The sequence below is a fragment of the Roseivirga sp. genome (assembly GCF_049099775.1).
Classification (GTDB): domain Bacteria; phylum Bacteroidota; class Bacteroidia; order Cytophagales; family Cyclobacteriaceae; genus Roseivirga.
Window position 1 is genome coordinate 19732 of sequence record NZ_JAGDZM010000007.1, and the last position, 14179, is coordinate 33910.

Below are 14179 nucleotides of genomic sequence, written 5' to 3' on the forward strand. Positions count from 1 at the left end.
ATGAGAAAATTACAGATAGTAATCATCGCAATTTTAATATTGGGTAGTAACGCAGTTTTTGCTGGCGGAGGATGGCCAATTCCTAAGGGAAAAGGGTATTTGAAATTAAGTCAATTTGTGATTAGGTCGAATCAATATTTTTCTCCTAGTGGGCAAATCATTGATATTTCCACGGCAAGCATTTATATCAGCAGTATTTATGGTGAATATGGACTTACCGATCGCCTAGGGGTAACGGCGTATATGCCGTTTTTCTCTCGAGCAACCTTAAATGAGCAGGTTTCGACAAGTGGTACTTTACTGGCCGAAGGTGATGCGGTTAATTCGATAGGTGATTTTGATCTGTCCGTAAAATATGGTCTCATTGTTAATAAACCAGTTGTTGTAAGCGCTACTCTCACTTTTGGACTTCCCTTGGGAAATTCAGCTGGGGGAGAAACACAAGTTTTACAAACTGGTGATGGCGAGTTTAACGTGATGCTTGGCCTTGAAGCAAGTAGAAGTTTCGACGGGGGCAAGGGTTATATCAATACGCTTGCGGCTTTTAATAATCGAAGCGAGAATTTTAGTGATGAATTTAGAATTGGCGCCGAAGTAGGCTATAGAATTTCGCCAAAAGTAAGCGGCGCTTTAAAAGTGCTAAGCGTAAACTCACTGCAGAACGGAAGTGATTTAGAGACTCCGGCAAATGGTATTTTCTCTAATAACATAGAGTATTTAGCTATCACACCAGAGGTGAATTATTTCGTTAAAGATAATCTTGGAATTTCAGGCGCTATTGGCTTTGCGGCATCAGGTAAACGCGTATTAGCATCTCCTTCATTTAGCATAGGTTTATTTAAAAGCTTTTAGCCTTAAATGGGATCAAAAAAAGGCCGCTTACTAGCAATAGTAAGCGGCCTTTTTTATGCATAAGTATTCTTTTAGAGTCCTTCGTTTTTGGCGATCAGCTCTGCCAAGTCAAGTACTTCAACACTCTCCTCTTTATTTTTAGTTTTTACACCATCACGCATCATAGTCATGCAGAATGGACAAGCAGCTGCGATCACATTGGCACCTGTTGCAAGCGCCTCCTCAGTTCTTTCTGTATTGATCTCTTTATTCCCCGGTTCAGCATCTTTAAACATTTGAGCACCACCAGCACCACAGCATAAGCCTTTTGTACGGCAGCGCTTCATTTCAACCAGTTCTGCGTCTAAGGCTTGCAATACTTCCCTAGGAGCTTCGTAAATATTGTTGGCTCTGCCCAGGTAGCAAGAATCGTGATAGGTGATCTTTTTGCCTTTAAACTCTCCACCGCCTTTCAGGCCTACTTTGCCTTCGTTAATCAGTTGTTGTAGAAAAGTGGCGTGGTGAATAACCTCGTAGTTGCCACCCAGTTCCGGGTATTCATTTTTGATGGTATTAAAGCAGTGAGGGCAAGCCGTTACAATCTTTTTAACCCCATAGCCATCTAGTACCTGAATATTGGCTACTGCTTGCATTTGAAAGAGAAACTCATTTCCAGCCCTTCTTGCAGGGTCGCCAGTACAAGTTTCTTCATCACCTAGTACGGCAAAAGAAATCCCTACCTTGTTTAAAATTTTGATAAAGGCAATGGTTACCTTCTTGTACCTATCGTCGAATGAACCTGCACAGCCAACCCAGAAAAGTACTTCTGGAGATTCTCCTTTGGCCACCATTTCGGCCATGGTTTGTACTCGATTTATATTATCGCTCATATTCTGCTGATTTCTTTATTAGTCGTTTTCTTTTAATTCATCGGCCCACTTATAACGATCGGTAGGGGCAAATTTCCACGGAGAGAAACTAGTTTCAATATTTTGGAACATGCCATTCCAAGAAGCAGGTGCACTTGATTCTTCCATTGAGGCATATCGTCTCATTTCTAAAATGATTGATAATGGATCAATGTTAATAGGGCAAGCCTCAACACACGCATTACAACTTGTACATGCATTTACTTCTTCTTTGGTGATATAGTCTCCGAATAGTGATTTACCATCTTCAAGTCCCTTACCGCCTTTGGCAATACTAGCGCCAACTTCCTCAGCTCTGTCTCTAGTGGCCATCATTATTTTTCTTGGAGAAAGCTTCTTACCCGTAATATTTGCTGGGCACTGTGAGGTACAACGGCCACATTCTGTACAGGAGTACGCATTCATGATGTTTACCCAGTTAAGGTCGTTGACATCCTTTGCTCCAAATCTTTCCACCTCGGTAGGGGGCTCATTTGCACCTTCAGTGGGCATACCAAGCATCATTTTTACTTCATTTGTAACAACTGGCATGTTCTCAATCTTTCCTTTAGCATTAAGATTGGAATACCATGTGTTTGGGAATGCCAGCGCAATATGAAGGTGCTTAGAATAGGTTACATAAATGGCAAAGCCCAGAATGCCTATGATATGAAACCACCAGGCAAAACGTTCTAGAGCAATAAGGCTACTTACGCTCATTCCTTCAAAGAGAGGCATAATCAATCCACTGAAGAAGAATTTTCCAGTTTCAGCATAGTGCTCATCTTGACCTTGAATTAGCATGTCAGTAGCATTCATCGTTAGAATGGCGAACATTAGAATGATTTCGATCACTAGAATAAGATTAGCATCTAGTGTTGGCCATTTGCGCATTTCCTCGCCGCTGAACCTCTTTACTTTCATTACATTTCTTCGAATAAGAAAAGCAATACATGAAAAGATTACCCCTACGGTTAAAAATTCAAACACATTGATGAGGACGGTATAGAATCCGCCAAGGTATGGAGCAAAGATTCTGTGTGTTCCTGCAAATCCATCGATGACAAACTCCAGAACTTCAAGGTTGATTACTAAGAAACCCACGTAAATAAGTGAGTGAAGAAGTGCAGGTACCACACGCTTGAACATTTTCTGTTGACCAAAAGCAATTAAGAGCATTGTTTTCCATCGTTCCGAACTATTATCGTTTCTTTCTACCGACTTCCCTAAAAAAATATTTTTACGGATTTGGGTGATCCTTTTATAGAGAAAAAAGGTCGCTACAGCGATAATTAGGAGGAAGGCAATTTGTGGCAGATATTCCATATTGTTAGTTAGTACAGGTTGATCTAGAACTCTGTTTTGAATTTATTAAAAATGTTTTGCACGCATTAACTTTTTATATACTTTTGTGCACCATTTCAGGGTGCTATAGCTCAGTTGGTAGAGCATCGGACTGAAAATCCGTGAGTCGGTGGTTCGAGCCCACTTAGCACCACATCAAAGGTCTCTCTTTTCGAGAGGCCTTTTTTGTTTTTATATACCGAAATCGTTTGCATGTCTATTGCTAATATAAGTATCAAGTATAAAATAGTATGCATGCATACTATTTTATTTCAACCACAGCGCTTCTTTTTCGGTTAAAAACCTCCAATTGCTGCGTGGTAAGTCCTTTTTGGTAAGTTCACCGTAGGCCACACGATCTAGTTTTTCGACCTGATATCCAAGGTGTTCAAAAATTCTCCTGACAATTCTGTTTTTACCTAAGTGAATTTCAATGCCCAATACTTTACCATCTTCTGAAACTATTGCTAAATCATCTACATGAGCAATACCGTCATCGAGTTTAACCCCGTTGGCAATACTCTCAAAGTCGTTCTTTGATATCGGTTTGTTCAGTTCTACCTGATAGATTTTTTTAATCTTATGCGTTGGGAGTGTAAGTTTTTTGGCTAATTCTCCATCATTAGTAAAAAGCAATAGTCCAGTAGTTACGCGGTCTAACCTACCCACAGGAAATACTTTTTCTTCACAGGCATTTTTGATAAGGTCCATTACCGTCTTTCTTCCGTCCGGATCTGTAGTCGTTGTGATAAAGCCTTTGGGTTTGTTTAACAACAGATAAACTAATTTTTCTGGTTTAAGAACTCGCTTGTTATACCTGATAACAACGCCGGGTTTCACTTTGAAGCCAAGTTCTTTTATAGGCTTATTATCGGCTGTAATCTGACCGCTTTCTATGAGTTTATCGGCTTCTCTTCTTGAACATACGCCTGAGTTGGCGATATACTTATTCAAACGAATACCGTCAGACTTTTCTGAAGTGGTCTGAAGCTTCGCGCTCTGGTAATCTGGCTTTTCTGAAGCCTTTTTTCTTATGCGATTCTTTTTTGGTCTGAAGTTTTTTCTTTGCATCGTTACGCAGTATCACTACTGGATTTTTAGCAAAGGTAGCTGATTATTCAGGATCTGAAGATGGATTTTCGTTTTGTACCTCTTCAGGTACGGCGAAATCTCTCGGGCTAGGTAAATCTTTCAGGTCATTAATGCCAAAGTAATCCATAAATCGGTCGGAAGAACCATAAAGTAAAGGGCGACCAACAGCTTCTGATTTACCTTTTATTTCAATTAGTTCTTTTTCTAAGAGCTTTTGAACGGAGTAGTCGCAGTTTACGCCACGTATTTGTTCAATCTCTGATTTGGTAACGGGTTGTTTATAGGCTATGATGGATAAAGTTTCTAAAGCCGAAGTAGAGAGTCTCTTTTTAGATTGTTGTTTTAATAGAATTCCAATACTCGCTTGGTAAGCGGGCTTAGTCAAAAACTGATAGCCACCGCCTGTTTTCGTTACTTGAAAAGGGTAGGTGTCAGCTGCGTATTTTGTCAAAATGCTTTCAATCGCTTTTTTCACGTCCTTTTCAGGTACTTCTGCCTCAAACATTTCTGAGAGGCAGGATTTGATGTCATCGAGTTTAATGGGCTTTTGAGCGCAGAATATTAAGGCTTCAATATGTTGACTTAAAAAGTCCATTATTTACGCTTAGACAACTTGGCAGCAATGGAGTGCATTGTATGAGGAACAGCCATGAGTCTTTCTTTCGAAATCAGATTTCCTGTATCTATGCAAATGCCATAAGTACCGTTCTTAATTCGAATAAGGGCGTTCTCAAGGTTGTTGATGAACTTCTGTTGTCTAGCCGCTAATTGATTTAAATTTTCTTTCTCCATAGTGTCAGCACCATCTTCTAATACCTTTGTAGAGTTGTTGCTGATGTCGTCTCCAGAATCACCACTTTTTGTTAAACTCTTTTTCAATTCGTTTAGCTCGACTTTCGCTTTGTCAATCTTCTCCTTAATAAGCGCTTCAAATTCACTAAGTTCGTTTGCCGAATATCTATTCTTTTCCACTTGGCTCATTCTTATTTATTTATGGTTGACTTAAAAATTTGCGCTAAAATAAGGGCGAATCGATAATTCCCAAAACATAACTTTGTTTTTCGGACATAATAAATTGCCAAAGGTTTTATGGAAAATACCCTTTCCATATTTAGGAAATTCTGAATTCGAATGAATGGTCAGAACCTTAAAAGCAATAAAAAAGGATCCCTAGGGATCCTTATATAGTTAGTAGTTTAAATTCATTAGTTGCAACCGTTTGGCCAATGTGGCGTTTTCGATGCTAATGCGATACTTAAGCCTTATGTATCTGGATATAACTTCTAGTTTTTTGCCTTTCCTTAAATAGTGGTCGGCTGTTTCATTGATTAAGCAATTCATTTGTTATAGTTGTAGTGTCTCTTAGATTAATCTGGTCAGTGATATAATATATATAGAAAACTGATCAATGTATAACGATTGCATAAAATATGTAGGCAAGAAATCAGTCATTAATAGAATAAATCTATTCCTTCTAAAATTTATTTTATTCGAGAAATTTTAAGGGTTCAATCTACCGCCAATAGCGACTTTTTCTATGAGCTTTTTCACTTCATTATTCGTTCCGATGACTGTGCATAATACCATATAATAACCTATGCGTGCTTTACCGCCAGTGTCGGTTGATCCGTCCCATCTGAAGAAACCTTCACGACCAACTAAGGTGTTCTTGGTAACTTGTTTGATCAAACGGCCATCGGCAGATAAGATCTTTATATCTATCACATTACCCGGGGATTCGAAATTGTAGTTAATAGTAGTGAAGTTATCTGCCGCTGATGTGTTAGGGGCAAAACTTGCTGGTGCCACACTTATATTTCGCGGCGTAAGGATATCTGGCGTAAACTGTGAGTTTTCATAACCTGGCGTTGCATAGTTCACGTTAGCTAATGCTGAAAACCAATTATTAGAATTATTTGTCTCGTTAGAAAACTTTAGGCGTTCTAGAGATACACCATCAAGAATCTTAAGAAACGGAGAATGAAATCCTTCGTCGTATTCGAACAAGTCTATCTCGTTATTCAGGTTATCCAATAAGCCTACTTCACCTTTATCTGAGGGAAAACTTGGAAGAGAACGCACTATTACCAGGTTGTCCATCACTGAATTTGGATATTGAGCTGCTAAGATGTTTTCGTCATTTGTGACTATAAAGTATTCTTGAGGTTGAATGAATAAATTGGATGCTGAAAGTACAACCTGATTTGTACCCCCTTTAAGAACCCAATCCTTCATGTTGATGTATTTGTTGGAATGGTTATAGATTTCGACAAACCTAACGCCTCCTGATCTTGGGTTGAATAGAATTTCGTTGACTAAAATATCTTTTGGTGATGGGATTCCAGCAACAATTAGGTCAGCGTTACTGGCATTTGCGTCAATTAAGTTTCCAGAACAATCAGTTATATTTTCCACGCTGACCTTGTAGACCGTATTCTCCTTAAGGTCTTCTTCGGTAAAGAGTGTGATAGTCTTTTTACTTTCACCGATTAGGAAGGAGAGAAATGCAAGGCCTTGATCGGCCACAAAATCGATTATTTCAACCGATTCTATTGAGAGTTTCTCGTCGAAGTCTATTAGAATAGTGGAAGAGTTTAATGCGATTGCACTAAGGATTTTTGGCCCTATTACATCGGGGTTTTCGGCATTGATTGAATTTTGATCACCTGGTGTTCCACCTGTAGAACTTTCGGAAGCATTCCAATTATTTGCAAGAAGGCAGGGATAATTTGGATCAATCATTTCAAGCGAAATGCCACCATTTGCCTTCTCTGTATCTGTATACCAAGAGTCGTCGTAAGAGATGCTTATCAATTCTGTTCCAGCCAAAGTATAAAGGGCTACTTTGTCAGCGCTATTATTCAAACTAGGCCAATTGGTAACGGGCAAGAGATGATCTGCAAAACTAAATTCATCACTTGCCGATGAAGGTACTAGTAGCAAATACTCGTTCGGTTTTAGATCAAAATCGTTAAGTATAGTTGAATTATTTCCGTCCGCTAAAACCAAATTGTGCATTGAAATAATCTTTTCACTTTTATTCAAAACTTCAAGGTATTCAGCATTAGGAAGCTCCTGTTCTTGTATTGGGTTGGCCATTATTTCAGTTATAACCAAGTCGCCCATTGTAGGTTCTATTCCTTTAGAAAAATAGATTGTTGTATCGAGGCGATTGTTTCTGGAGCAATCAAACACATTGGAAATTTCCATAGAAACCAATTCTCCTTTTCTAAAAGGTTGGTCAAGAATTATGTCTATGCTTTTGCCAAAGCTACCGATGAAATTTAGTTGAGCGATTGAATTTTCAGTATCAATAAAAAAGCTAGCAGGCTCTAAACTCGTTACGTCCATAGCTTCACTAAAACCAAGTCTTAATTGGCTAGATGAAATGACTTCGAAAGATGAAACATTTGGCTTTTCATCATCCAGACTGGTGTTCAATAATTCATTAGATCGGCCTGGCGTACCGCCAGTTGCGGAAGTAGACGCGCCATAGTTTGAATCGTCAAAACAGTGTTTAAATGGATTGATAAGCTCTAATGAGAATCCTCCATTATTTCTTAGTGTGTCATTATAGGACGATCTGTTGAATGACAAGGAATCCACAATCGTCATATTTCGATCTAGAAGCCAAACGGTTTCTCCAGTATTTGATAGACTGGGAAAGCCTTCAATACCCATGGTATTTCCATAGTCTCGATAAGCGTTTTCTGCTGAAGACTTGGTTAGGATGATATGCTCTTCACTGAGCAGATTGATGCTTGGAAGAAACGCAGTATCACTTCGATCAGTTATTACAAAATCTGTTAGGAGAATCGGCCCATCAGACCGATTGAAAAGCTCAATAAATTCAAATTCTGGCAGGTAAGATTCGGATGCCGTTTCGAAATAAACTTCATTGATTACGATATCTCTAAACTCAGGAAGGCGAGGTGCTTCGTGAATAAAATCTTGAGCAGTGCTTATGATTTCATTGCCTTGTAAATCTTTAACCCGACGCACATCTAGGGAGTAACTGTTGCCATCTACTAAGTTTTCATTGAAAATAATTAGTGCCGTTTTCTGACTATTATCAATTTTAACATTTTTCGCTATTTGATTTTCGTTCAATAAGAAATGGCTAAGAACAATTGCGCTTACAATATCAAGAGGTTCGTTGAAAGCAACTTCTATCTCATTCAGGTATACTGATTGAATTGACTCTATTTCTGGCGGTTTGGTATCATAAACGAACCTAAGCGATACACCTGAAATATTGTCTTCAAATTTATCTTTCAATCCATTTATTGAAATTGTATAGGCTAGATTTGGCTGAAATGCTTCTTCAAAAAATAATAAAATGCTTTTCGGGTCATTGTCGTCTACTTTTATTAATAAAGGGCTTCCTAATCCATTATTTACCTCAAAATTCTCTATTGGTTCGACGCTGGAAAAATCGAGATCGGTGGAAAAAGAGATGTAAATGGAATTCTTGCTTAGGGTTGTTATCTCTTGAATAGGGCTAGTATAAGAAAAGGTAGTGTCGAGCAGCTCTAAACTGTTTCCAAAATTGTCGACAAGGTTTTTGAGCCGAATTGGATATGATTGGTCAAGTTGGATCGGAGCATCAAAGAAAAGTCTCACGATTGATGCGTCCAAGCTGTCTTGATTGACACGAGCCAATGAAGTCACTCCTTCAATAACATAGTTGCTAAGGTCAGATGCACTTGATCCAGTTAGTTCTTTAGAGAATTGCAGCTGAATTTCAAATCCGCTTTGTACGGTTATCCCGCTTAACATTGGTGTCAAAGTCGTGAATGAACTGATAATGCTATCTCTGATAATATTGCCCCTTAAGTCTTGAAGATTTTTGATTTCTAAAATATTGAATTCATTGTTTCCTAAGCTTTCGAATTCAAGGTGTATAATACGATCATCTCTTACTGAAAGTGATGCATGTTTTGGATGGTCAATGCCATTACTGACCAGATAGTTAGAAGTATCGAAGGCGGTTGTTGAGTCGAGTGACTCAGACAATGTTAAAGACAATTTTTTAGGAGAAATAACTTGGAGTGACACAAGGCTAGGAGGTTGCTGGTCGAACACAAAGACTCGGTTTTGACTGCTCGTTCGCTTATTGCCCCATAAATCTGATATATCACTTATGTTAATCTGATATTCTGTTTCGGGTATGAATTCTTCAGAAAAGTCAAGGATTACTGAAGCTCCTTGGTTCTCTAACGTGGCTTTAATAGGGTAGGTAGTTCTGTTTAAAAGGTAATTACTAGTGTTCTCAGCTGATGAAACATCAATTCGTTCACTGATGAATAATTCGATGCTTTTTTCATTGATTACTTTAACGGAATCAACACTTGGAGCTTTGGTATCGAATGTGATTATCCGGTTTAGGGCCTGAATTCGATTCGAGTCTTTATCGTAAAGCAAATTAAAAGTAAGATCTACGCTTTTGTTTTCTGGAAGCGACTGATCTAAAATCAGATGGACTCGATTTCTACTTTCTTGATCCAATACTGCTTTGAGGGGATTTTGAGCATCAGATCCCAACGCGTAATTATGGATTTCCTCCGTGCTATTTTGATTCAGGTCTTGCTTGAATACAAGGTCTATCAACTGGCTCGAAATTATCTCCACTGTGTCGAGGTGATCTTCGAAAATGAAGTCAAAAAACTTGTTTATGGACCTGTTTTCAAGAGTGTCCGAAACATTAGTATAGATTAAAGTATATGTTGAGTCCAATTTAAATCCTGATGCACTGGACAAATTGATTTGATTCGAATTTGTATCTGAATATTCTACATTAATCACATCCAATCTCTGACTTTCAAGCTGAAAATCTTGTGCATCTAAGCTGGCTGTTTGATCAATTGGTTCATCGAACTGAACTTCTATTGATATCGAATCTCTTAATACAATATGGTTTATGACCGGACCTTGATCGTCAAAGAGAAAAGTAAATCCACCAGCCTCTATTTCATTTCCAGAACAGTCAGTAGCACCGGTAATTGATAGGGTATACTGACGGCCTGAAACCATTCGGTCGGTAAGATTCATTTCTACTTGCCAGAAGGACGCGGTGGTATTTTCTATAGGAATGCTTTCATTCTGATGTTCTAATCTGTAGTCGGCATTTATCAATGAGTTCTTATCCATTGATTCATTGAAATGGGCAACTAATCTTTGGCTTGATAATACTTCGATCTTTATTATCCTAGGTTGTATCGTATCCGGTAAGTCGCTAAAGTTTGAGTTTCTGATTCCAGGAGTACCTCCAAGACTATCAGTTGAGGCTTCCCAATTGTCAAAGCCACTACAAGGCAGGTTTGGGTTAATTTGTTCTAAAGTCCATCCGCCAGCAGACTTGTCAAGGTTTCGGTACCAGCTTAAGTCATAGTTTACAGTATCTACTACATTTCCAAGGTTATCTTTTAGTGTTATATTTTCACCAGAATTGCTTAGGGTGTTCCATGAAGTGACAGTTGCAACAGTTCCAAATTCTTTGTAAAGCTCATAATTTGCCGTTGAAGTGATGATAACATGGCTTTCAGGTTTTAGCACAAATTGCTGTATGATGCCTCCTGATAAATCAAACCCTGAAATATCAATAGCTTGCCTTGAGTTATTATATAGCTCAATGAATTCCGCCGAGCTCTCAGTAGGTAAACCACTTTGTGGCGGGGAATAATCACCATTTGGGTCGGCGAATATTTCATTGATAACAACTTGACGGAAGTTTGTAGGTGTTTCGAATCGAATGCTATCCTCTAGGAAAGTAGATATCTCTCCGCTTAGAAGACTTTCTAAATTACTTGCCGATAAATTGTAGGTGTTGTTTAGAAGTGGTTCCTCTAGAATGAGCAATACTTCAGTCTTTTCCAATAACGTGGCACTCTTAATAATGGCGCCATTGTCCAAAGTGTAATTATTGCTGTCTTCAGCGGAATTTTGACTAATGCCTTGGTTAAATTTTACTAATAAAGAATCGCCTGATATGGCAGTGAAACTTGATATATCTAGCTGAGGAATTTCTGATATGATTTGGAAGTCGTCAATGACCAGTTCCGCTGAGGAGCCCTGACCATCTCCGCGTTCTACACTTAATTTAATGACCACATCATCTTTTTGATTTGGTTCAATTGAAATATCGTAGCTGTATTTTTTGTATTCAGTGGAATCGTCATTCGGAAAAGTTCCATCATCACCAATTTGTTGCTCGTTATAAAAGCTGGTACCGCCGTCAGTAGATAGTGATACTTTTAAAATAGCTGACCTGGTAGAACTTGAAGAACCATTTTGTCTAGAATAAGCATAGAATGACGCACTTGGAAATTCTATACTGTCTAAGTTTAAAGAGACCTGTATGACAGCCTCGAAGCTAGAGGTTGTAATAATATTAAGGGATTTTTCGCCTGATCTCGGATTATCACCCTGATAAATTCGTTTCGAAGTAGATACTTCATTGCCTTTCCAATTCTCTACAAAATAAACATTGGAGCCAGTATTGAATGTGCTTTCAAAGCTCTGAATGTCATTTCTTGCATTAGGTTGAGTAGTAATTATAGAAGAAAGGATGATTAGAAAAAGTGTGTAGAGACGTTTCAAGGAAAGTTAAATAGTCAATAAAAAATAAATAAAACATAAAATAGTTATTTATGAATATCTCACTTTGAATTAATAAATCAAATAAGTATAGAGAAAAATTAAATAAGTTATATAAAATTTTTATTCGAGTTGCTGAAACTTTTTGAATCGGTAAAGCGGTTAAAAACACTTAAATGTATATTTGCAGTGATAACTCAGTGGAGTTATTGTATTGAATAATAGAGAAATGAGAATTGCAGTAGTAGGTGCCACAGGGCTTGTTGGAGGTGAGATTTTAGAAGTCTTGGAAGAAAGAAATGTTCAATTTGATGAGTTGTATTTGGTAGCGTCTGCCAGGTCTGCTGGGTTAAAGAAGACATTTAAGGGCAAGGAGTATACGCTTATGACTATGCAAGACGCCATAGCTTTAGCGCCGGACTTTGCTGTTTTTTCAGCGGGAGGAGGCACTTCTTTAGAGTGGGCACCAAAGTTTGCCGAAGTGGGCACGACTGTGGTTGACAATTCGTCAGCATGGAGAATGAGTCCTGATCATAAACTAATTGTTCCTGAAATTAACGCTCATTCTTTAAGCGCTGATGACAAGATAATTGCCAACCCAAATTGCTCAACTATTCAGATGGTTGTGGCTTTAGAGCCACTGAGAAAGAGATATGGTATTAAGCGAATCGTTGTTTCTACTTATCAATCTGTTACGGGATCTGGTAAAGCGGCTGTTGATCAGATGATGAACGAGAGAAACGGCATTGAAGGTGAAATGTGCTACCCTCATAAAATTGATCAGAATGCATTACCTCATATTGATGTATTCCAAGATAATGGATATACTAAAGAGGAAATGAAGATGATTAATGAAACGAAAAAAATCTTTGATGATGATACAATTGCGCTAACGGCAACTACAGTTCGTATTCCAACGATGGGAGGACATTCAGAAGCCTTGAATGTAGAGTTTAAGGAAGACTTTGATTTGGAGGAAGTAAGATCTCTTTTAGAAGGAACAGAAGGTATTATTCTTCAAGATAATCCCGCTGAAAACTTATATCCTATGCCGCTTACAGCGCATAAAAAGGACGAAGTTTTTGTAGGCAGATTGAGAAGGGATGAAAGCCAAGCAAACACCTTAAATATGTGGGTAGTGGCTGATAACTTAAGAAAAGGTGCGGCTACAAACGCGGTACAAATTGTAGAATACTTACAACAACAAATGCAAGAGGCTTGATTCAAGCGCTTTCAACACCGGAAATTCAGCAATTTATAAATGATCATTTATTAAGTGATCCTGCAACACTAATGCTCAAGGCCAATAAATATCCTAACTGGCCAATGAAAGAGATTGTAACTCAAATTCAATCTAAGCAAAAGGCAAAGAAGAAATTGCCAACTTGGTTTAGTACATCAAGAATTATATTTCCACCCCTGCTATCGATGGAACAATGCTCTTCTGAGTTAACGGCAGCCTACAAGGCAGGACTTGCCGAAAAAGGAAAGCGAATGGTAGACTTAACCGGAGGCTTTGGTGTAGATATTTCGGCATTTGCCAATCTTTTTAGTGAATGCCATTATGTGGAACGCAATGAAGGGTTATCTGCCATAGCCCAACATAATTTTGAGTCTTTGGGCTTCCAGAATTTGCATGTCCATACGGATGATTCTATAAGGTTCTTAAAAGAGAATAGGGCTTTTGATTTGATTTATATTGACCCCGCAAGAAGGGGGGATAGAGATCAGAAAGTCGTCAGTCTGAATGATTGCGAGCCGAACGTGATTGACCTGCTGCCGGACCTATTGGTCAAATCGAAACGGGTGATTATTAAAACTTCTCCGCTACTTGATATTAAGGGAGCGATTAGGGAGTTACAGCATGTTGCGGCCGTGCATGTGGTGGCTGTTGGAAATGAGGTGAAAGAACTACTTTTTGAATTGAATGCTTCAGCGGAAGGAGATCCAATTATTCATTGTGTCAATCTGACCAAGGGAAAAACCGAACAATTTGATTTTCAGTTTAGCGAGGAAGAGGAATTGCTTTCGACATTTGGGGCCATGAGAAAGTATCTCTATGAGCCTAATGCGAGTATTCTGAAAGGAGGGGGTTTCAAAGTGATAGGAGAAAGGTTAAAGCTTCGAAAGCTCCACCCCAATTCACATTTGTATACTGCTGATGTTTTAGTGGATGATTTTCCTGGTAGATCATTTGAAGTACTAGATGAGATTTCTTTGAATAAGAAGTCATTGAGAAAAATTATCCCTACAATGAAGGCTAATATTACAGTTCGCAATTATCCCATGTCTGTGGCCCAAATTAGAAAGAAGACAGGGTTGAAAGAGGGGGGCGAAGACTATCTATTTGCGACCTCTGATCAGATGGGAGCCAAGGTCTTTCAGACAAGGAAAGTCACCTAATATGC

The 14179-nt window shown here is 38.6% G+C and carries 9 protein-coding genes and 1 tRNA gene; 4 read left to right on the top strand and 6 right to left on the bottom strand.

The annotated features are described in order from the left end of the window. Entirely contained in the window at positions 1 to 852 is an 852-nt protein-coding gene (locus JXQ92_RS11065; protein WP_421986681.1) for a hypothetical protein, read from the top strand. A 71-nt stretch (positions 853 to 923) separates the two neighbouring features. Here JXQ92_RS11065 and JXQ92_RS11070 read toward each other — a convergent pair whose 3' ends face one another. Then, positions 924 to 1721 carry a (Fe-S)-binding protein gene (locus tag JXQ92_RS11070; protein ID WP_421986682.1) on the bottom strand — a complete coding sequence of 266 codons (798 nt, stop codon included), beginning with the start codon at positions 1719 to 1721 and terminating at the stop codon, positions 924 to 926. Between the two features lie 18 nt (positions 1722 to 1739). After that, a complete protein-coding gene (locus JXQ92_RS11075; protein ID WP_421986683.1) occupies positions 1740 to 3065 on the bottom strand; it encodes a 4Fe-4S dicluster domain-containing protein in 1326 nt (441 codons plus the stop codon). Positions 3066 to 3164: 99 nt separating this feature from the next. Between JXQ92_RS11075 and JXQ92_RS11080 the strand changes: the two genes are divergently transcribed. Further along, positions 3165 to 3237, top strand: a tRNA-Phe gene (locus JXQ92_RS11080). 113 nt (positions 3238 to 3350) lie between these two features. On the opposite strand, the gene JXQ92_RS11085 is transcribed toward JXQ92_RS11080, so the two are convergent. The 4 genes from JXQ92_RS11085 to JXQ92_RS11100 form a co-directional block, all read right to left on the bottom strand. Then, on the bottom strand, positions 3351 to 4154 hold the full coding sequence (locus JXQ92_RS11085) for a pseudouridine synthase (RefSeq protein ID WP_421986684.1): 804 nt from the start codon (positions 4152 to 4154) through the stop codon (positions 3351 to 3353). Positions 4155 to 4197: 43 nt separating this feature from the next. Then, complete coding sequence (gene scpB / locus JXQ92_RS11090; RefSeq protein ID WP_421986685.1) at positions 4198 to 4770, bottom strand: SMC-Scp complex subunit ScpB; 573 nt, start codon at positions 4768 to 4770, stop codon at positions 4198 to 4200. Beyond that, positions 4770 to 5156 carry a TraR/DksA family transcriptional regulator gene (locus tag JXQ92_RS11095; protein WP_421986686.1) on the bottom strand — a complete coding sequence of 129 codons (387 nt, stop codon included), beginning with the start codon at positions 5154 to 5156 and terminating at the stop codon, positions 4770 to 4772. The genes scpB and JXQ92_RS11095 overlap by 1 nt, the downstream gene beginning before the upstream one ends. Positions 5157 to 5675: 519 nt before the next feature. Beyond that, positions 5676 to 11774, bottom strand: coding sequence for a lamin tail domain-containing protein (locus JXQ92_RS11100; RefSeq protein ID WP_421986687.1), 6099 nt, complete (start codon positions 11772 to 11774; stop codon positions 5676 to 5678). A gap of 226 nt (positions 11775 to 12000) precedes the next feature. Between JXQ92_RS11100 and JXQ92_RS11105 the strand changes: the two genes are divergently transcribed. Continuing rightward, entirely contained in the window at positions 12001 to 12993 is a 993-nt protein-coding gene (locus JXQ92_RS11105; RefSeq protein ID WP_421986688.1) for an aspartate-semialdehyde dehydrogenase, read from the top strand. Beyond that, positions 12990 to 14174 carry a THUMP-like domain-containing protein gene (locus JXQ92_RS11110; protein ID WP_421986689.1) on the top strand — a complete coding sequence of 395 codons (1185 nt, stop codon included), beginning with the start codon at positions 12990 to 12992 and terminating at the stop codon, positions 14172 to 14174. Before JXQ92_RS11105 ends, JXQ92_RS11110 begins: the two co-directional genes overlap by 4 nt. Positions 14175 to 14179 lie beyond the last annotated feature (5 nt).

Coding starts and splice junctions, on each gene's coding strand:
- JXQ92_RS11065 (WP_421986681.1), top strand. CDS start 1: ATGAGAAAATTACAGATAGTAATCATCGCAATTTTAATATTGGGTAGT.
- JXQ92_RS11070 (WP_421986682.1), bottom strand. CDS start 1,721: ATGAGCGATAATATAAATCGAGTACAAACCATGGCCGAAATGGTGGCC.
- JXQ92_RS11075 (WP_421986683.1), bottom strand. CDS start 3,065: ATGGAATATCTGCCACAAATTGCCTTCCTCCTAATTATCGCTGTAGCG.
- JXQ92_RS11085 (WP_421986684.1), bottom strand. CDS start 4,154: ATGCAAAGAAAAAACTTCAGACCAAAAAAGAATCGCATAAGAAAAAAG.
- scpB (WP_421986685.1), bottom strand. CDS start 4,770: ATGGACTTTTTAAGTCAACATATTGAAGCCTTAATATTCTGCGCTCAA.
- JXQ92_RS11095 (WP_421986686.1), bottom strand. CDS start 5,156: ATGAGCCAAGTGGAAAAGAATAGATATTCGGCAAACGAACTTAGTGAA.
- JXQ92_RS11105 (WP_421986688.1), top strand. CDS start 12,001: ATGAGAATTGCAGTAGTAGGTGCCACAGGGCTTGTTGGAGGTGAGATT.